Consider the following 18,418-nt stretch of genomic DNA (forward strand, 5'->3'; position numbering starts at 1 on the left):
TCTGTTCGATCTTTCACGACTACGCCGATCGGATAAGCTTCGCAAAGTCATGGATAGATCGCTTCCTATCTATTCAAAAGTTATGACTATCACTAGCGCTCTCGTGAACGTCGGGTTCGCTCGCTCACTGGGTTCGCTTCGGGAACCGCTCCTCGAAAACCCTGGAGGGAAAAGCCGACTCCGCCGTCTTCGACGGCTCCGTCGGTGAAACGCCTCGCGGTGCTCGGCGTCTGCTGGCGTCGTCTTCAGTCGATCTGTGAATCCGCTCCTCGACCCGCACGGCTCCGCACCTCACGCCTCCCCAGCCTCGCGGGCTCCTCGCGGCCTCCGGCCGCTCGGAGGCGCGCCACCGCGGATCGGTGCTTCTCTCACCTGTAACGAGCGATCTGGTTAACGGAGAACGGTCGGGAGAACGCGTACGATCCCTTCGGGAGTCCTACTCCTCGACGGTGACCCGGTCGATCGAGACCGTGTCGCGCGGCTCGTCGTTGCGGCCGGTCGGCACCGAGCCGATCTCCTCGACGACGTCCATTCCCTCGATCACCTGGCCGAAGACGGCGTGTTTGCCGTCGAGGTGTGGCGTGGCGTCGAGCGTGATGAAGAACTGCGAGCCGTTGGTGTTCGGCCCGGAGTTGGCCATCGAGAGGATCCCGGGGCCGTCGTGAGTCAGATCGTCGTGGAACTCGTCGTCGAACTGGTAGCCGGGGCCGCCGCGGCCGGACTCGAGCGGGTCGCCGCCCTGGATCATGAAGTCGTCGATGACGCGGTGGAAGACGTTTCCCTCGTACAGCGAGTCGCCGCGGACCTCGCCGCTTTCGGGGTCCTCCCACGTGTTGGTGTCGCGGGCGGGGTCGGCGTCGGCGGCGGGGTCGTGACGGGCCAGCCCGAGGAAGTTCTCGACCGTCCTCGGCGCGCGGTCGGCGAACAGCTCGATGACGACGTCGCCGTGGTTGGTGTGGAGCGTTACCTGCGGATTGTCTGGGTCGTGGACGTCTCGTGCCATGGTCCGAGACAGGACGGCCCGCCGGAAAACGCTACCCATCCGCCGGTAGCGTTTTGCGCCCGGCGGGTCCATCTCCGACCATGTACGACGACATCCTCCTGCCGGTCGCGCCGGGCAGCGCCGCGAACGCCGCGGTGCCGCACGCCCGGAGTCTCGCCGAGCGCTACGGCGCGACGGTCCACGTCGTGAGCGCGGTCGACACGCTCGAACACACGCTCGCGGGTCCGCGCGCCGGCGCGTTCTCGGAGCGGGTCGAGAAGAGCGCGGAGCGACGCGTCGAGACGGTGACCGAGGAACTCGAGGCGGCCGGGATCGACGCCGTCGGCAGCGTGATCCACGGCGAGCCGCTCGCCGTGATCGAGAACGCGATCGAGGACACGGGAGCCGACATCGTGGTGATGCCGACCCACACGCGGACCGGGCTCCGACGCGTCCTCCTCGGGAGCGTCACGGAGAAGGTCGTGCGAACGTCGTCGGTGCCGGTCGTCACGGTTCCGATGGCCGAAAGCGAGGCGTGATCCGGGCGTTCCGGGTCGCGTACGACGGCCGCGAGTTCGCCGGATTTCAGCGACAGCCCCACGCCGAGACGGTCGAGGGAACCCTGCTCGCCGCGCTCTCGGAGCACGGATTACTCGAGCGCGGCGACGGCCCGACCCACGCGACGCCGCCGGGGTACGCCGCCGCGGGTCGGACGGACGCCCGCGTCTCCGCGGTGGCACAGACCGTCGCGTTCGAGGCGCCGGCGTGGCTCACGCCGCGCGCGTTCAACGGGCAGCTCCCCGGTTCGATCCGGGTCTGGGCGGCCGCCGACGTCGAGGCGGGCTTTCACGCCACCCACGACGCGGTCCGGCGGACGTACCGGTACTTCCTGTACGCGCCGTCCGGCGGGTCCGACGCGGACCTGGTCGGATCTCGGGCGACCGCCATCGACGACGACGCGGTTCACGGGGCGCTCGCCCGGCTCTCCGGCGAGCACGACTTCCACAACCTGACCGGCGACGACGACGGAACGGTTCGAGACCTCCGGGCGAGCGCGACCCGAGCGGGCGACTTCCTCGTCATCGAGGCGACCGCGGGCGGGTTCCCGCGGGCGCTCGTCCGTCGCCTCGTCGGAACGGTCGCGGTCGTCGGCCGAGGGACCGCGGCTCCGGAACTCGTCGACCGACTCCTCGCCGCCGATCCGGTCCCCGGCGAGTACGGCGTCGGTCCCGCGCCGCCGGAACCGCTCGTGTTGTGGGACGTCGAATACGACGGCGTCGACTTCGAGACCGACGAGGAGGCCGCCGAGAGCACGGTCGCCGCGTTCGGCGAGCGTCACCGTGACGCCCGACGGGTCGCGGCGGCGACCGGCGCGATCCGGGACCGGATCGAGGGATCCGCCGACGGGTCACTCGGGAGGTAGCGCCGAGCGGATCGGAGCGAGGCGAGCGATCAGTCGCTCGCGGACCGTCCGCCCATCGGGCCGACCGTCGCCTCCGTCGGGTCGGCGACCGTCTCCATCGACTCGACGCGTACCATGAGGGTGTCGCCGTCGACGTCGGCGGCGTCGACCACTCCGGAGACGCGGAGCCCCGAGGCGGGCGTCGGCCCCACCGTCACGCGGTCACCCTTCTCGAAGGGCCGGGCAGAACCGCACAACACGACCTCCGCGCGGCACAGTTCGGGGTTGTTGACGCTGGAGAGCTCGATATCGCGGACGGTGATCCCGTCGACCGGCGACCCGTCGTGAACGACGGGGACCGGCTCGGCGTCCTCCATCCGGTCCAGACCGAGGGTCTCGTAGGCGTTCCGGGTCGGCGTGTACCCTCCGTCCGGGCCCGGAACTCCCTCGACCAACTGGAGCGAGCGGAGGCTCCGCATCCGATTGCGAACGGTTCCGGGATTCCGGTCGATCGCCTCGGCGATCTCCCGCCCACAAACGACGCCGTCCTCGTCGTCGACGAGGTTCACGAGCGAGGTGAGGATCCGCTTCTGACTCGAACTCAACTGTATTGTTGACATGTGCGTTAGGTGGCCAGATTCCTGTATAAACGTTTGGTTATAAACACCTAATACACTTGTATCTGTATTCAATATCGCATAATTCTTTACGAATAGGTTCCATCGTCCGGAAAGCACGAACGTGTGGTTTTCCTCGTCCCACGGAGCGGTTTCCGTCGACCTCGGACGGGAACCCGCCGGCTCGTGATCGACCGGCCGATCGGGGAGCCCTCCGGCGCGTCGGATCCCTCCGATCCGTCGAAGAACGACCTTAAACGATACCCACGGAGCGTATTTATGCCTCCGTTCGGGACGGCGAGACGCCATGGACACCTCCACGCGTGCCGACCCGGAGAGCGGAACGGAGAAGGACGGTGACGGCCCGTACCCGTCCACGCGGGTCGGATCCGACCGCGATTCGAATCCACGTCCCGACGACAGGGGGTCGGCGGCTGCCCCGGCCGCCCCGGGCGATGCCGTCGACCCGGCGGCTGAGCTCGAGGATGCCGTCCCGTTCGTTCGCGAGACGGTCTCGTCGGCGGGCGCGGAGGGCGTCGTGATCAACATGAGCGGCGGGCTCGACTCGACGGTCACCGCCGCGATCGCCGTCGAGGCGCTCGGTACCGACCGGGTCTACGGACTGATCCTTCCGTGTAACAAGATCGGTGCCCATCACGCACGGGACGCCGAGGAGCTCGCGGAGGCGCTCGGGATCGAACACGACACGGTCCACCTCCAGCCGCTTCTCGCGCAGTTCGGGAACGTCGCGCCCGACCGCTTCGGCCTCCACGACGAACCCACGCTCGTCGGGAACGCGATCGCGCGGCTGCGCATGACGCTGGCGTACCTCGCCGCCAACGCGACCGATCGTCTCGTCTGTGGGACGACTAATCGGACCGAGCACCTCCTCGGCTACCTGACGAAGCACGGCGACGGTGCGGCCGATCTGCTTCCCATCGGACACCTCTACAAGACCGAGGTCCGGGCGCTCGCCGAGACGCTCGAGGTTCCCGGGTTCGTCCTCGAGAAGCCGCCGACTCCGGGACTGCTCGCCGGACAGCGCGACGCCGACGACCTCGGAGCCGACTACGACGTGATCGATCCCGCGTTGCGGCTCGCCGTCGACGAAGGGCTGGCGGCCGACGAGGTCACCTCGCGGCTCGACCTCGACCGCGAGGTCGTCGACGACCTCCTCGCGCGGTACCGGACGACCGAACACAAGCGGACGGTGCCCCCGATGCCGAGCGACCGGCGATCGGCGTGATTCGCCCCGTTACTCCCGCTCCGCCGGCTTACTCCCACGCCGCCGGCCACAGGTCGGCCGCGCGCATCCCCTCCTCGAAGTCCGTCTCGCGGAACGCGTCGGCGAGCGCGTCCGGGTCGAGTCGCTCCGGATCGCGGTCGGCCGCCGCGAACTCGGCGACGAGCAGCGCCGTCAACGTCGCGTGTTCGCGCACGTTCCGGTCGTCCACCTTGTCGCGCGTGTCCGCGTGGGTGTGTCCCCACCCGCGGCCGCGCTCGTCGGAGTCGCTGTGGAGCTGGAGCGCCGGCACCCCCCAGCGGACGAACGGCCACTGGTCGGAGAACGGGTGCGGGTCGGACTCCATCGAGATCGGTCGGTTGGTCGCGTCCGACACCGCCGCCGCGACCGACCGCGCCGTCTCCGAGGTGTGTGTCAGCGCGCGGAGGTCGCGGAACCGTCCCGCACCGTCGACGTTGACCACCCCGCGGACCGAGTCGAGACCCGTCGTCTCCGCCAGCCGCTCGGCCCCGAGCAGGCCGACCTCCTCGCAGCCGACCGCGACGACGTCGACGCCGATCGGGAGATCGGCCGCCGAGAGGATCCCTGCGGCGGTCACGACCGTGGCGATCCCGCAGCCGTTGTCGAGCGCCGCCTCCGCGATGTCGTGGCCGTCGTAGTGGGCGAGGAGGAGGAGCCGTTCGTCGGTGTCCGGGCCGGCCCGTCCGATCACGTTCCGCGACTCCGCGGCCCGGAACGACGCCTCCACGCCGAGTTCGACGCTCGCGACCGGACCCTCGGCGTTCGCGGCGTACTCGCGGAGCCAGTCGCCCGTCTCCGCCGAGACGCCGACCGCCGGGGCCGCAGCCGGCTCGCCGAACGTGAGCGAGCCAGTCGGGGGAAGCTGTCCCTCGACGTGGTTGACGAAGACGAACCCGACCGCGCCCGCCGCGAGCGCGTGCCCGAACTTCTCCATGCGATGGACGAACCGTGAGTCCCCGGGAGTGGTCGTCGACGCGACCGCGACGTTCCCGGCCACGTCCGCCTCGTCGATCTCCTCCGGCGTCCCGTATCCCACGTCGACGAGTTCGCCCGTGACCGTCTCGGCCGGCGAGTACGGGAGCGCCAGCGCCTCGAACTCGCGCGTCCGCTCGGTCCCGTCCCGTCCGGGAACGGCGACGCGGAGGTCGGCCCCGCCACGCTCCCACGCCGTCAGCTCGAACGCGTCGGTCCGGACGTCGCGGAGTCCCGCGCGCTCGAAGGCGTCGTCGACGAGTTCCGCCGCCCGCCGTTCCCCGTCGCTGCCGGCCATCCGGCTCCCGATCGCGGTGAGGTCGGTGAGGAAGCGCCAGGGCTCGTCGGCCGCCCACGTTCGCGCGAGTTCGGGCGCGAGTTCTTCGTGCCGCTTCCTCACCCGATCGACCGCGTCCGGGTCCACGCCGTTCGGGTCCGAACGGTCCGAGTCGTCCATGCGAACCCGTTCCGGGCGTCCGGGTTAACCCTGTGGGAATCGGCGGCAGGCGGTGTGGACGCCGTGAGAGCGGTCGCCCGACGGCCAGCAAAACGCTACGTTAAAGTGACGCCGTCGGGTATCTCGAATCGAGCACCGTTGGTCCAGTGGTAGGACATTAGCTTCCCAAGCTAATAGCCCGGGTTCAATTCCCGGACGGTGCATTTCTCGAACGTTGTGAGAGAGGTCTCTGGACGGGAATTGAACCGGAATCAGGCGTGCCCGCTTCGCGGTATTCGACTGGTGGGTCCAATTGCCGAACGGTGGTTCCGTTGAACCCCCAATGGGCGACAGATCTTGGCCCGTTGCGGTCAATATAGGCGAAGAAACGGGCGATCCGTTTTGCGGTGGCGCGCCTCCGAGTACCCGGGAGGGCACGAGGAGCCCGCGAGGGACGTCGCGAACGAAGTGAGCGACGAGGCTGGGGAGGCGTGAGGTGCGGGGTCGTGCGAGGTGGGACTCAAAGGGGCACTCGCGAGGGCGACGCTCGAGGAAGTAAGGACCGCAGGAGCGAACGAAGAGAGCGACGAGGACCGCAGCGAGTCGCGCAAGCCCTCGCGAGTGGGGCTTTGGAGACGGCCACCGCGCCAGCAACGATCCACTCTCGATCAAACGATCCGTCCTACACGCACGCTTCAATCATCGGTTGTTTCAGAGTAGTCTGTGACGGAGAGGACTTCAACGGAGCGTGGTCGGTGTCACACTCCGGCTGTACCCCGTTGGCCGCGCGTACGTGCATGATCCGGCACCGCGGAGTCCTCAGAAGATGTTCGCCTGCCGGTAGACGGAGATCCCCTCGTTCGTGATCTCGTAGGGTTTCGTCTCCCGGGAGTGGTTCGCGTCGCGGATCTTCTGGATCTCGACGGCGAGGCGCGTCTCACGGAAGTCCGACCCGCGGACGTACTGGAGGACGAACACGCCGTCGGTCAGGTACTCGACGAGGCCGTACCGCGAGGCGTACGGCGTCCCGTCGCTCGCCTCGGAGGTGAGAAGCGTCGTCACGCCCGCCTCCTTCAGCAGCCGGGTGAACCCGAACACCTCCGAACGCCGCTTGGCGGGGTGGTCGTACATCATCTCGAGCAGCGAGACGGAGTCGAGGACGAGCCGGTCCGCGCCGAAGTCCGCGATGAGTCGGGTGAGGTCGTTGCGGATCGACGCCAGCGAGTTCGCCATCTCGATGGGGTCGAGGGAGACGACCGCGAGCGTTCCCTCCTCGGCGTACTGCCGGAAGGGCCAGCCCTTCTCCTCGGCGGTCGAGAGGATCGACTCCCGGCTCTGTTCGAGCGTGATGTACACGCCCCGTTCGTCGGACTCCAGCGCCTCGTTGAGGAACTGTAACGAGAACGTGGTCTTCCCGGTCCCCGCGCCGCCGATGACCGTCAAGAGCGACCGGCTCGGGACGCCCCCGAGGATCATCGCGTCGAGCCCCTCGATCCCGACGTCCGTCCGCTCGATGTCGGAGTCGAACTCCTCGGCGTCCGCCTCGTCGAACCCCGTCGGCCCGTCCGCCGTCCCGTCCCCACCGCCGCCGCTTCCACCGCCGAAGGGATCGCCCTCGCCGAAGGAGCCGCCGCCACCTCCGAACGGGTCATTCTCACCGAAGGAGCCGCCGCCACCTCCGAACGGGTCGCCCTCGCCGAAGGAACCGTCTCCCCCGCCGCCGAAGGGATCGTCGCTGACGTCGGAGCCGTCCGCACCACCCCCGCGGCCCGGATCGTCGTTCTCGTCCCCTCCGTCGACCGCCTCGCTTCCGTCGTCACGATCGCTCCCGTCGACCGCCTCGCTTCGATACCCACCGAACGGGTCGCTTTCGGCGGTTTCATCGTCCTCGTTCCCATCGACGTCCTCCGGGAGAGCCGACTCGTCGTCTCGGCCCGTCCCGTCGTCGGCCGTCACTTCGGCTTCGTCGGATTCGTTCCGTCCTCCATCATTGCCGTCGTCCTCGTCGTCGTCCTCGTCGTCGTTCTCGTCGCCGTCCGTCTCGTCGGTACCGTCCCCCTCTGGAGCGTCGTCACCCTCGGATCCCTCGTCGAGTTCCCGCAGCGCGCGCTCGAACCAGTCTTCCTCCTCGCTCATGGTTCGGGGCGTCCGTCCGGGATCGCCATGTACCGGGCAACGGGGGCCGCCGGCTTGAAACTTTCCGGCGGCGGCAACGAGGTCCATACGCTTTTACTCGGGGCGGCGAAACTCGCGAGCATGGAAGTCGGCATCGTGGCGCGGAAGGGAAACCCCGAGGCCGCGTCGGTCGCGGCCGGGATACGCGACGTCGTTCGGGACCGCGGGGAGGACGTCTGGATCGACGAGGAGACCGCGAACGATCTGGACGTCAGGGGGCGCCCCGTCGACGCGCTCGCCGACTGCGATCTGGCGGTCGCGGTCGGCGGCGACGGGACGTTCCTGTTCGTCGCGCGCAACGCGGGCGACACGCCGATCCTCGGCGTCAACCTGGGCGAGGTCGGGTTCCTCAACGCCGTCCCGCCCGAGACCGCGGAGGAGGCGGTTCTCACGGCCGTCGACGGGTTCCGTGAGGAGGCGATGGCCGTCCGGGAGGTCCCCAGACTCGCCGCCCGGACGGACGAGTGGGAGTCCGTCCCCGCGGCCAACGAGGTGGTCGTCCAGGGGGACCGCCGCGGCCCCGGGGGTGGTGTCGACTACGAGCTGCGCGTGGACGGCTCGCCGTACGCGAGCGGGCACGCCGACGGCGTCCTCGTGGCGACGCCGACCGGCTCCACCGCGTACAACCTCTCCGAGCGGGGGCCGCTCGTCCACCCGGACGTCGCCGGCCTGATCGTCAACGAGATGGCTCCCGAGGAGGGAATGCCCCCGCTCGTGGTCGACGTCGACGCGACGGTCTCCGTGACGGTGTCGGACCCCGACGGCGCGGTCGTCGTCAGCGACGGCCGAAACGCCCGAAACCACGACGGTCCGGTCGAGGTGACCGTCGAACGGACCTCGCCGCCGATGCGGATCGCGGGTCCGGAATCCGACTTCTTCGAGGCGCTGAAGAAGCTGTCGTAAACTACCCCACCCTACTCGCTCACGGCTTCGCCGTTCGCTTCGTGGAGGGTGGGGCTTTCGCGTGGACTCCCGTTCTGTCCGCCGTCGACGGCAGGCGAATGCTCGCCGTTCACGCTCAACGTCCCGCGATTCAAGCGCACGTTTACGCGGGGATGAATCGGAGAATCGAGGAGAAAGCCTCGCGCTTTAGCGCGGGGATGAATCCGACAACACCTCCACAGCCCACCGCTCGAAGGCATGGCTGGATATTCCACGCCATCTGAATGGCTACTATTAAGTAGGATTATTGTCATAGGTTACATATGGCAAAACAGGTCGTCACACGCACCTATTCTGCTTCCATTCGGAATCAGTCACGGGTGTCAGACGATCTTGATGCCCTCGGGTTCGCAGCCTCGAAACTCTGGAACGTCGGGCGGTGGACGTGCAGCCGGATTTGGGACGAGATCGGTCACATCCCAAACCACAACGAGCTCACCACCTACCTCAAGAATCACGAACGCTACGATGACCTCCATTCTCAGTCGAGTCAGCGAGTCCTTCAAGAACTCGCTGAAGCGTTCGGTGGGTGGTACGGCAAACGACGCAACGGAGATCTGAGAGCGAACCCGCCCGGCTACCGAAAACGCAACGACGAACATCCGCGTTCGACGGTCACGTTTAAAACCGCCGGCTTCAAGCTCGACACTCAGTACAACCGCGTCCGACTCTCTCAAGGGCCGAACCTCAAAGAGTATTGGTCGGACTTCATCCTCTGCAAATTCCAAACACGGCCTGACGTTGACCTCTCCACTGTGGAGAACGTCCAACAAGTGAAGGCGGTTTGGACAGGCGATGAGTGGGAACTTCGCTTCGTCTGTAAGGTTGAGATTGATGTCTCTGAGTCGCCCGGCGAGAAGACGGTTGGCATTGATCTCGGTATCAACAATTTCGCCGCACTCGCGTACGAAGATGCTCACAGTGAGCTGTACCCACTCAACTGTCTGAAGCAGGATGACTACTACTTCAGCAAGCGGCTCGCGCGGTGTGACGACTCAAACTCTGAGCAGGCTACACGGCTGAATCAAAAGAAATCGAGTCGGCGCACGCACTACTTCCACACGCTCTCGAAACACATCGTCCAGCGGTGTGTTGAGGAAGATGTCGGCACGATAGTGATCGGCGACCTCTCTGGCATCCGCAAGGACGACGAGGACGGTGAGTCGAAGAACTGGGGCAAGCATGGTAACCTCGATCTTCACTCGTGGGCGTTCGACCGCTTCACGGAGCTACTCACCTACAAGGCCGAGACGGAAGGCATCACCGTCGAGGAGGTGTCTGAGCGCAATACGTCGAAATCATGTTCGTGCTGTGGTCGCAAGCGCGATGCAAACCGTGTCGAGCGTGGGTTGTACGTGTGCGAGGAGTGCGGAACGACGGCGAACGCGGACGTGAACGGAGCCGAGAACATTCGACAGAAAGTATCTCCAAGTTCACCGAACCTGTCGGTGAATAGGAGTAACGGCTGGTTGGCACAGCCATCGACGTTCCTGTTTGACACGGAAACTAGCGCATTCGCGCCTCAAGAACAGGTAACATCGTAAACCACAATATCCCAACTCAGCGGCGCGGTGCCGTGGGAATCCTCGCGCTTCAGCGCGGGGAGGATGTCAAAGGTGCGTCTCCGCCCGACGACGTTTGCGCCGAGCGGAGATGCTTCAGGCCGATGTTCTTCGCCGCGTTGTAGTCCGCGTGGGGTGAGTACCCACACTTCAGGCACTCGACGGTGACGGACGTGCTCGCGTACCCGTTCGCGACGGTGGCGACCGTCCCGTTCGCGACCCGCTGAGTCGCCTTCGGTCCGGCGTGGGCGGCACTTCGGGACCGGCTCGGAGTCATTCTCTTCCGTCCGGACCTCCTCGGTGACGCGGCCGTCCGCGTCGTTCCCGGCGTCGTGTTCTGTGCGTGCCTGCTCACCCTCTGGGCGAGCCGGCTCGACGAAACGCAGATCCGTGAATGGCAGCGACGGACCCTCCCCGCGGAGTTCCGCGGGACCTTCCTCGAGGAGAGCGACTTCGAAGGGCGACAGCTCGAGAGTGACGACCGGGAGGGGACGACCCGGGAGTGACGACCCTGCAGCGACGGCTCGGTCGACACGTCCACGGGTCGCGTTCACCCCGTCGGTCCCACAAGGCGTTTATCGGGGGGCTTCGTCTCCCCGGCGTGAACCGCCGGTATCTCCTCGAGGGTGTCGTCGTCGCGGCCGCGGTGGTCCTCGCGTGGACCGCGTCGCCGGCGGCAGCGCTCTCGATACTCGAGTGGCTCGCCGCCGATCCGCTCCGGTTCGGGGTCGCGATCGTCGCGCTGGCGGCGATCCGGCCGTTCCTGGCGTGGCCGACGACGCTACTCGCGGTCGCAGCCGGGTTCGGATACGGCTGGGCCGGCGTCCCGGTCGGCGCCGTCCTGCTCACCACGACGGCAGTCCCGCCCTACTGGCTCGCCCGAGCCGGGCGCGTCCGGCTCGTGAACGACTCCCGGGCCGTCGAGCGCGTTTCCGCGGCCGGCGGCCGTCTCGTCGCCGACGCCGGGGGGCTCCGGGCGGTCGCCGGGACTCGGTTCCTGCCCGTCCCCGCCGACGCGGTCTCGGTGACCGCCGGCGTGTCGGGCGTGACCCCGCGCGTGTTCCTCCTCGGGACCGCGATCGGCGAGTTTCCCTGGGTCGTCGCCGGTGTCGCCGTCGGCGTCTCCGCCGACCGGCTCGTGAGCGAGGAGTTGTCCGTCGCCGATCCGACCCTGTTCGTCGCGTTCGGGCTGATCGGCGCGCTCCTGCTCGCGCGTCCGCTGTATCGAGCGGTCCGAAACGACTCGGGGGACTACGATGACGACGTGCCGGGGATCTGAACGCGCGGTCGGTTCCGCCGAAACTTCCGGAGGAGAACACGCCGACCCGAGTGTGATCGGTACCCGCCAGGAAGCGCGAACGGCGCGAGCGTCCGGAGCCAGCCGACGGCGTGGCCGACGAGGGAGGGGAGGAGAAGGGAGGGAAGGGGAGGGGAGGATCGTGGTGGAACGGGTCCCGCGCGAATCAAAGGTTTCGTCGGCGGGGAGGACCACCGCGTCGCGGTCGGACGGGACCACTACGGTTTAACCGGCGCGCCCCGAGCGCGTAGGCATGCTCATCACGGGTGCGGAACTGGCCGACGGACGGGTCCGGGACGTTCGGGCTCGGGACGGAACGATCGTCGCGGTCGGGGAGGGGCTCGATCCGACCGCCGGGGAGCGCGTCGTCGACGGACGCGGGAGACACCTGCTTCCCGGCGCGATCGACGTCCACGTCCACTTCCGGGAGCCGGGCGGAAGCCACAAGGAGACGTGGGAGACCGGCTCGAGGAGCGCGGCCGCGGGCGGAGTGACGACCGTGGTCGACCAGCCGAACACCTCGCCGCCGACCGTCGACGGCGACGCCTTCGACGGGAAGGCCGACCTCGCGGCCGCCTCGCACGTCGACTACGGGATCAACGGCGGCGTCGTCCCCGAGTGGGACCCGGACGCGCTGTTCGACCGACCGCTTCTCGCGCTCGGCGAAGTGTTCCTCGCGGACTCCACCGGCGAGATGGGGATCGACGCCGACCTGTTCGCGGAGGCGGTCGAGGCGGCCACGGCCCACGACGTGCCGGTGACGGTTCACGCCGAGGACGCGACCCTGTTCGACGAGTCGGCGCTCTCGGGCGACCTCGGAGGGGCCGGCACCGCCGCGAACGCGGACGCGTGGTCGGCCTACCGCACCGCCGAGGCGGAGGCGGCGGCCGTCGAGCGCGCCCTGGCGGTCGGCGACGACGCCGGCGGGCGGATCCACGTCGCACACACCTCGACGCCGGAGGGGATCGACGCGGTCGCCGAGGCGGCCGACGCGGGGGCGGACGCCACCTGCGAGGTCACCCCGCACCACCTCTTCCTGTCGCGGGAGAACGCCGGACGGCTCGGTACGTTCGGACGGATGAACCCGCCGCTCCGGTCGGAGGAGCGACGGTCCGGCGTCTTCGAGCGGCTTCGCGACGGCGACGTCGACGTGGTCGCCACCGACCACGCGCCCCACACGGTCGACGAGAAGCGAACCGGGCTCGCGGACGCGCCGAGCGGGGTTCCGGGCGTCGAGACGATGTACCCGCTGCTCCTGGAGTCGGTCCGGACCGGCGAGCTGTCGCTCGAGCGCGTCCGCGACGTGATCGCCGCCAATCCGGCCTCGATATTCGGGCTCGATCGGAAGGGCCGGATCGCGGAGGGAGCCGACGCCGACTTCGTCCTCGTCGATCTCACGAGCCCGCGGGAGGTCGAGGCGGGCGCGCTTCACTCGAAGTGTGGCTGGACGCCGTTCGAGGGCTCCCGCGGGGTGTTCCCCGAGCTGACCGTCGTTCGCGGGGAGCCGGTGTACGAACGGGACCCGATCACCGGCGCGGAGGAGTTCGGCGACCCGATAGGTCGGAACGTCCGGGAACGGTAGCGGGGCCGTCCGGAACGACGACCGATTCGAAATCGGAACGATCCTGCGGCGGAACGCCTATGCCGTTCCTGGCCATAGGATCGTCTACGAGACATATCATGCGTCGTGTTCACATGGATCGATACAGTTGGTACTCGACGGCCACCGCGACCGCGGAGGGGTCCGAACGCCGATGAACGACTCGGGGGATCGAACCGACGCGACGGAGTCGATCGATCGAACCGACGGCAGCGGATCGGCCGGGCGGACCGACGGCAGCGGATCGACCGACCCGGTGGGATCGGTCGAGGCGACGACGAGGGAGGACGCTCTCACCGACCGCCCGGCGCTGGACGTCGACGCCGCGGCCGACCTGGTGGACCGGCTCGTCGAGAACGTCGAATCGGTGATAGTCGGGAAACGCGACGCGGTCGAGCACGTCCTCGTCACGGTGCTCGCGCGCGGACACCTGCTCGTCGAGGACGTTCCCGGCGTCGGCAAGACCACCCTCGCGAAGGCGGTCGCTCGCTCCGTCGACGCCTCGTTCAAACGGGTCCAGTTCACGCCGGACCTCCTCCCGTCGGACGTCACCGGCGTGAACGTGTTCAACCAGCGGACCGACGAGTTCGACTTCCGGCCCGGTCCGGTGTTCGCGAACTTCGTGCTCGGCGACGAGATCAACCGCGCCCCGCCGAAGACGCAGTCGGCGCTGCTCGAGGCGATGGAGGAACGACAGGTGACGACGGACGGCGTCACCCGGACGCTCCCGGACCCGTTCTGTGTGATCGCGACGCAGAACGACGTGGAGCCCGGCCGGACCTACGAACTCCCGGTCGCGGAGATCGACCGCTTCACGAAGAAGATCCGGCTCGGCTACCCGGACGTCGAGGCCGAGGCGGCGATCCTCGACCGAACCGTCGGCGACCATCCCATCGAGTCGGTCGAGCCCGTCGCGACCCTCGAGGACGTCCGCCGGGCTCGCGCGACCGTCGCGGCCGTCGAGGTCAGAGAGCCCGTCCGGACCTACGTCGCCCGATTGGCCGAACACACGCGTCGGAACGCGGCGCTCGGCGTCAGCCCGCGGGGGAGCCTCGCGCTGTTGCGAACCGCACAGGTGCGCGCCGTCCTCAACGGCCGAGGCTACGCCATCCCCGACGACGTCCAGGCCGAGGCCCCGACGGTGCTCTCCCACCGGATCCGAACGGACGCCGGCGCGGCCGACGGAGCCGACGTCGTCGCGGATGCGCTCGACCGCGTCCCGGTGGAGTGAGCGCATGTCCTCCGCCTCGCTCACCCGCCGCGGCCGGGTCGTCCTCGCGGTCTGTATCGTCGGCGCGGTCATGGCCGTCGCGGCCGGGGGGCGATCGCTCAACGCCGTCGTCCTTCCGGGTGCCGTCGCGCTCGCCGCGGGCTACGTTCAGATGTCGCGGTTGACTCCACCGGGGTCCCGTCGTTCGGGCCTCGAGGAGGGGTTCGTCGGCGAGGAGCGTGAGGTCCGGATCGATTTCGACGGCGGCACGCCGGGCACGCCCGTCGATCGGCCGTTCGTCGCGAGCGTCAGGGACCGGCTCGATGAAGGGTTGGGCGGCGTGTTCGACTCGGGCGAGGCGGTCCGGACCGCGGTGGGCGAGGAGCCCGCCACGTATCGTCTCCGCCTTCTCGAACGGGGCGATCGGCGGCTCGGACCGATCGAGCTGTCGGCGACGGACGTGCTCGGCCTCTTCGAGCGGCGACTGGTCGTCGACGATCGCGATCGGGTCGTCGTCTACCCGGCGATCCACGCGATCCCCGCGTGGTTCAGACGCGGGCTGTACGCCGACGAGACGCTCGGCACCAGCCGCCAACGCGAGGAGTTCGACCGGCTTCGCGAGTACGCGCGCGGCGACTCGCTCCGGGACGTCCACTGGCCGGCGACGGCGAAACACGACGAGATCGTCGTCAAGGAGTTCGCCGCCGAGACCGACCATCGGCGCGTGTCGATCGCGGGCGGGACGCGCTACTCGGCGGACGCCGACGCGGCCGACGTGCTCGCGAGCGCGACCGCGAGCCTCGCCTGCTCGCTTCTCGACGACGGCGTGCCGGTCGACGTGTGGCTTCCGGCCGGCGAGGTCACGGTCGAACCCGGCCCTCGCGGGCGCCGTGAGCTCCTCGAGCTCGCCGCACGCACCGGACCGGGCTCGATCGACGACGGCGACGAGGCCGACGTCCGGATCGTCGCCGAGCGCGACGACGCGCGGATCCGGACCGAGGACCGAAGCGTCCGGTTCTCGGAGATGAAGGCGGCGGCTCGCTCCCCGGCCCGCGGCGGCTCCCCGGTCGCCCGGGAGGAGGCCGGACGGGACGAAGCCGAAGGCGGGCCGACTGCGGCGGTCAGCGACGGCGGTCACGGGACGAACCCGCACAGCGCGAACTCGGAGGGACCCGGTCGATGACGGACCGCTCGGCGGCCGGGTCGACTGGAACGCCCCGCGGCATCGGGCCGTTCGGCGTGGTCCCCGCCGGCCTCTCGGAACCCGCCGCTCTCGGGGTCCTCCTCGCGTTTCTCGCGTACATGAGCGCCTTCGCCTCGATCACGAACGTGGTCGGGGGGACGACGAGGCTGGTGGCGGTCGTCGCGGTCGCGGCCGTCTGTGGGGCGGCGCTCGCGCGGCTCGTCGCCCCGCGGACCGCGATCCGATTGACCGCGGGGCTCCTTCTCGTCGGCCTGTTCGGGTACTACCTCGCGATCCCCGGGAGCCGGATCGCGCTCGGATCGCTCGTGACCGTCGCGCTCGACGTCGTCTCGCTCCTGACCGGGCTCTCCGTGCTCCGGCTCGTGTTGATCGACGTGTGGGTTCTCGTGGTCGTTCCCGTCCCGACGTTCCTCGTGGCGTACCTCGCGGGACGGGGACGCCACGTCGCCGCCGCCACGGTGGCGGGCGGGACGCTCGGCTTCCTCGTGCTCACCGGAGACGCGGGTGACGCGGTGACGCTGGCCGGCGTGATCGGCGTCGCGGTCGCGGTCGGGCTCTCGACCGTGTCGGTTCCCGGCGGGCTTCGGAGCCACGGCGAGACCCTCGCCGCGGTGCTCGCGGTCATGGTGCTCGCGAGCGCGACGGTGACCGTGGTGCCGGCGGGCGCGGCCCAGCCCTGGGCGGTCGACCGCGGCGCGCCCGGGATCGAGTCCACGGTCGTCGGCGACGACGAACTCGAGATCGTGGGGACGACCAGGCTCTCCCCGGAGGTGCGGTTCACGATGGAGAGTCCGGTCGAGCGGAACTGGCACGTCGGCTCCTACGACACCTACACCGGCGACGGATGGGTTCGTTCGGGCGAGGAGCGCCCGCTCGACGGCACCCTCTCGGGTCCCCCGGGCGAGACGACGACGGTCGAGTCGACGTTCACGGCCGAGACGGAGCTCGAGACGCTCCCGGCGCCGTGGCAGGCGGTCGGGGTCGGCGGCGTCGTCGGGGGGGCGGCACAGGTCGACGAGCGCGGGACGATCCACCCGAGTTCTCCGGTTCTGCCGGGCGACCAGGTCGCCGTGGAGAGCCGCGTCCTCGACGCGTCGCCGTCGGAGCTCCGGAACGCGAGCACCGACTACGACCCGGCCATCGAGGAGCGGTACACCCAGCTCCCCGAGAGCACGCCCGACCGCGTCGGGGAACGGACCGCGGAGATACTCGCGGAGGCGGACGCCGAGAACCCCTACGACCAGTCGGCGGCGATCGAGTCGTACCTGATCGAGGAGTACGACTACTCGCTGACGATAGACCGGCCCGACGGCGACATCGCCGACGCGTTCCTCTTCGAGATGACGGCCGGCTACTGTACGTACTTCGCGACCACCATGGTCGCGATGTTGCGCTCGCAGGGGGTTCCGGCACGGCTCGCGACCGGCTACTCCAGCGGCCAGCAGGTGAGCGGCGACGAGTACGTCGTCCGGGGACAGGACGCACACGCCTGGGTGATGGTGTACTTCCCCGAACACGGCTGGGTCGAGTTCGACCCGACTCCGAGCGCCGAACGCGATCTGGCCCGCGACATCCGGCTGGCGGAGGCGCGCTCGGACGGGGCCGAGAACGTCGACACGCAGGACTCCGGGTTCGATATCAGTCCGAGCGTCCAGGAGGAGCCGAACGAGCTTCCGGAACCCGACGACACGAACGGAACCGAATTCGATTCGAACGGGTCGGACACGGAACTGAACGGCTCGGACTCGACCGTGAACGACTCGGTACCCGAGGAGCTCCGACCGGACGGTCCGTCGACGGCGACCGGGTCCGACGGGGACGGACCGTCGCTCCCCTCGCGGGAGGTTCTCGGCTACTGGCTGTTCGTCGTGGTCGTCGCGACCGCGGGCGCGCGGCACGTCGGCGTGACGGACCGGGCGTACCACGCGGCGCGTCTCAGGCTGCCGAGCCGCTCCCGGACGCCGCGTGCCGACGCGGAGCGCGCCTTCGAGGACCTCGAGCGGATCCTCTCGCGGCGGTACCGCGCGCGACGTGCGGGCGAGACGCCGCGGGCGTACCTCGACGGACTCCGGGCGCGCGGCGTCGACGACCGGGTCCACGCGGTCGGGGAGGTCTACGAGCGGGCGGCGTACGCGGGCGAAGTGACTCGCGAGGAGGCCGACGAGGCGAGACGGACCGTACGCCGGCTCGCGCTGGAGTCGAACCCGCTCGTCGGCGGGCTGTTCGAGCGGACGTGATCCGGTCGCTCGAACCGACATGATCCGCCCGTTCGTGTGATCCTTCCGCGGGAACCGTTCGCGATTCGGCTTGATCCGGGACGGGTGCCGACACTATTTAATACGGGCATCCTGTACTCTCAGACTGTAATGTCGGAAGTCTGCTCGACGTGCGGGCTGCCCCAGGAACTCTGCGTCTGCGAGGACGTCGCGAAGGAGTCCCAGCAGATCAGCATCCGCATCGACGAGCGCAGGTACGGTAAGGAGGTAACGGTCATCGAAGGGTTCGACCCGAAGGACGTGGACATGAGTTCGCTGTCCTCGGACCTGAAATCGAAGTTCGCCTGCGGCGGCACCGTCGAGGACGGCGCCATCGAGCTCCAGGGGAACCACTCGGGTCGCGTGGAGGACTTCCTCCGCGATAAGGGATTCAACGTCGCGTGACCGTCACCTGACCGCCCGTCGTCGAGCGCGTATCTCGTCGTTTTTCAAGACTCGCGAGCCGTGCGGCCGTTCGGTGGGTCACGTCGCACGCCTTC

General features: G+C 69.0%; 16 protein-coding genes, 1 tRNA gene and 1 pseudogene. 13 read left to right on the plus strand and 5 right to left on the minus strand.

Features of this window, described 5'->3' with window-relative positions:
* Window positions 1-436: 436 nt before the first annotated feature.
* Window positions 437-1,003, minus strand: a complete 567-nt coding sequence (locus EAO78_RS02060) for a peptidylprolyl isomerase (RefSeq protein WP_122104215.1) — start codon at window positions 1,001-1,003, stop codon at window positions 437-439.
* A gap of 80 nt (window positions 1,004-1,083) precedes the next feature.
* On the opposite strand from EAO78_RS02060, the gene EAO78_RS02065 reads away from it, so the two are divergent.
* A complete protein-coding gene (locus tag EAO78_RS02065) occupies window positions 1,084-1,521 on the plus strand; it encodes a universal stress protein (protein ID WP_122104216.1) in 438 nt (145 codons plus the stop codon).
* Entirely contained in the window at window positions 1,521-2,405 is an 885-nt protein-coding gene (gene truA, locus EAO78_RS02070; protein WP_122104516.1) for a tRNA pseudouridine(38-40) synthase TruA, read from the plus strand. Before EAO78_RS02065 ends, truA begins: the two co-directional genes overlap by 1 nt.
* Before the next feature lie 29 nt (window positions 2,406-2,434).
* Here the strand turns inward: truA and EAO78_RS02075 are convergent, their stop codons facing one another.
* Entirely contained in the window at window positions 2,435-3,004 is a 570-nt protein-coding gene (locus tag EAO78_RS02075; RefSeq protein ID WP_122104217.1) for an Rrf2 family transcriptional regulator, read from the minus strand.
* 304 nt (window positions 3,005-3,308) lie between these two features.
* Between EAO78_RS02075 and EAO78_RS02080 the strand changes: the two genes are divergently transcribed.
* Window positions 3,309-4,247: an NAD+ synthase gene (locus tag EAO78_RS02080; RefSeq protein WP_122104218.1), complete on the plus strand. Its 939-nt coding sequence runs from the start codon at window positions 3,309-3,311 to the stop codon at window positions 4,245-4,247.
* Window positions 4,248-4,275: 28 nt separating this feature from the next.
* Here EAO78_RS02080 and EAO78_RS02085 read toward each other — a convergent pair whose 3' ends face one another.
* Window positions 4,276-5,694 (minus strand): M28 family metallopeptidase, encoded by a 1,419-nt coding sequence (locus EAO78_RS02085; protein WP_122104219.1) that lies wholly within the window; start codon window positions 5,692-5,694, stop codon window positions 4,276-4,278.
* A 132-nt stretch (window positions 5,695-5,826) separates the two neighbouring features.
* On the opposite strand from EAO78_RS02085, the gene EAO78_RS02090 reads away from it, so the two are divergent.
* Window positions 5,827-5,897, plus strand: a tRNA-Gly gene (locus EAO78_RS02090).
* 595 nt (window positions 5,898-6,492) lie between these two features.
* On the opposite strand, the gene EAO78_RS02095 is transcribed toward EAO78_RS02090, so the two are convergent.
* A complete protein-coding gene (locus EAO78_RS02095) occupies window positions 6,493-7,809 on the minus strand; it encodes a KaiC domain-containing protein (protein WP_122104220.1) in 1,317 nt (438 codons plus the stop codon).
* A gap of 120 nt (window positions 7,810-7,929) precedes the next feature.
* Between EAO78_RS02095 and EAO78_RS02100 the strand changes: the two genes are divergently transcribed.
* Window positions 7,930-8,751: an NAD(+)/NADH kinase gene (locus EAO78_RS02100; protein WP_122104221.1), complete on the plus strand. Its 822-nt coding sequence runs from the start codon at window positions 7,930-7,932 to the stop codon at window positions 8,749-8,751.
* 11 nt (window positions 8,752-8,762) lie between these two features.
* On the opposite strand, the pseudogene EAO78_RS18705 reads toward EAO78_RS02100, so the two are convergent.
* Window positions 8,763-8,897, minus strand: a pseudogene (locus EAO78_RS18705) (RNA-guided endonuclease TnpB family protein); the annotation flags it as partial.
* A gap of 156 nt (window positions 8,898-9,053) precedes the next feature.
* On the opposite strand from EAO78_RS18705, the gene EAO78_RS02110 reads away from it, so the two are divergent.
* The 8 genes from EAO78_RS02110 (at window position 9,054) to yciH (ending at window position 18,323) form a co-directional block, all read left to right on the plus strand.
* On the plus strand, window positions 9,054-10,334 hold the full coding sequence (locus EAO78_RS02110; protein WP_122104222.1) for an RNA-guided endonuclease InsQ/TnpB family protein: 1,281 nt from the start codon (window positions 9,054-9,056) through the stop codon (window positions 10,332-10,334).
* Window positions 10,335-10,684: 350 nt separating this feature from the next.
* Entirely contained in the window at window positions 10,685-10,858 is a 174-nt protein-coding gene (locus tag EAO78_RS17850; protein WP_162498044.1) for a hypothetical protein, read from the plus strand.
* A 95-nt stretch (window positions 10,859-10,953) separates the two neighbouring features.
* Window positions 10,954-11,631 (plus strand): TVP38/TMEM64 family protein, encoded by a 678-nt coding sequence (locus tag EAO78_RS02120; RefSeq protein ID WP_122104223.1) that lies wholly within the window; start codon window positions 10,954-10,956, stop codon window positions 11,629-11,631.
* Window positions 11,632-11,902: 271 nt separating this feature from the next.
* Window positions 11,903-13,231, plus strand: coding sequence for a dihydroorotase (locus tag EAO78_RS02125; RefSeq protein ID WP_122104224.1), 1,329 nt, complete (start codon window positions 11,903-11,905; stop codon window positions 13,229-13,231).
* Between the two features lie 172 nt (window positions 13,232-13,403).
* Entirely contained in the window at window positions 13,404-14,480 is a 1,077-nt protein-coding gene (locus EAO78_RS02130; RefSeq protein ID WP_122104517.1) for an AAA family ATPase, read from the plus strand.
* A 4-nt stretch (window positions 14,481-14,484) separates the two neighbouring features.
* Window positions 14,485-15,642 (plus strand): DUF58 domain-containing protein, encoded by a 1,158-nt coding sequence (locus EAO78_RS02135; protein WP_122104225.1) that lies wholly within the window; start codon window positions 14,485-14,487, stop codon window positions 15,640-15,642.
* Window positions 15,639-17,900 (plus strand): transglutaminase TgpA family protein, encoded by a 2,262-nt coding sequence (locus tag EAO78_RS02140; RefSeq protein ID WP_122104226.1) that lies wholly within the window; start codon window positions 15,639-15,641, stop codon window positions 17,898-17,900. The genes EAO78_RS02135 and EAO78_RS02140 overlap by 4 nt, the downstream gene beginning before the upstream one ends.
* Window positions 17,901-18,029: 129 nt before the next feature.
* Entirely contained in the window at window positions 18,030-18,323 is a 294-nt protein-coding gene (gene yciH / locus EAO78_RS02145; protein WP_004046732.1) for a stress response translation initiation inhibitor YciH, read from the plus strand.
* Window positions 18,324-18,418: the final 95 nt, after the last annotated feature.

The organism is Halobellus captivus (assembly GCF_003697845.1).
Taxonomy (GTDB): Archaea; Halobacteriota; Halobacteria; order Halobacteriales; family Haloferacaceae; genus Halorubrum; species Halorubrum glutamatedens.

Coding starts and splice junctions, on each gene's coding strand:
- EAO78_RS02060 (WP_122104215.1), bottom strand. CDS start 1,003: ATGGCACGAGACGTCCACGACCCAGACAATCCGCAGGTAACGCTCCAC.
- EAO78_RS02065 (WP_122104216.1), top strand. CDS start 1,084: ATGTACGACGACATCCTCCTGCCGGTCGCGCCGGGCAGCGCCGCGAAC.
- EAO78_RS02075 (WP_122104217.1), bottom strand. CDS start 3,004: ATGTCAACAATACAGTTGAGTTCGAGTCAGAAGCGGATCCTCACCTCG.
- EAO78_RS02080 (WP_122104218.1), top strand. CDS start 3,309: ATGGACACCTCCACGCGTGCCGACCCGGAGAGCGGAACGGAGAAGGAC.
- EAO78_RS02085 (WP_122104219.1), bottom strand. CDS start 5,694: ATGGACGACTCGGACCGTTCGGACCCGAACGGCGTGGACCCGGACGCG.
- EAO78_RS02095 (WP_122104220.1), bottom strand. CDS start 7,809: ATGAGCGAGGAGGAAGACTGGTTCGAGCGCGCGCTGCGGGAACTCGAC.
- EAO78_RS02100 (WP_122104221.1), top strand. CDS start 7,930: ATGGAAGTCGGCATCGTGGCGCGGAAGGGAAACCCCGAGGCCGCGTCG.
- EAO78_RS02110 (WP_122104222.1), top strand. CDS start 9,054: ATGGCAAAACAGGTCGTCACACGCACCTATTCTGCTTCCATTCGGAAT.
- EAO78_RS02125 (WP_122104224.1), top strand. CDS start 11,903: ATGCTCATCACGGGTGCGGAACTGGCCGACGGACGGGTCCGGGACGTT.
- EAO78_RS02130 (WP_122104517.1), top strand. CDS start 13,404: ATGAACGACTCGGGGGATCGAACCGACGCGACGGAGTCGATCGATCGA.
- EAO78_RS02135 (WP_122104225.1), top strand. CDS start 14,485: ATGTCCTCCGCCTCGCTCACCCGCCGCGGCCGGGTCGTCCTCGCGGTC.
- EAO78_RS02140 (WP_122104226.1), top strand. CDS start 15,639: ATGACGGACCGCTCGGCGGCCGGGTCGACTGGAACGCCCCGCGGCATC.
- yciH (WP_004046732.1), top strand. CDS start 18,030: ATGTCGGAAGTCTGCTCGACGTGCGGGCTGCCCCAGGAACTCTGCGTC.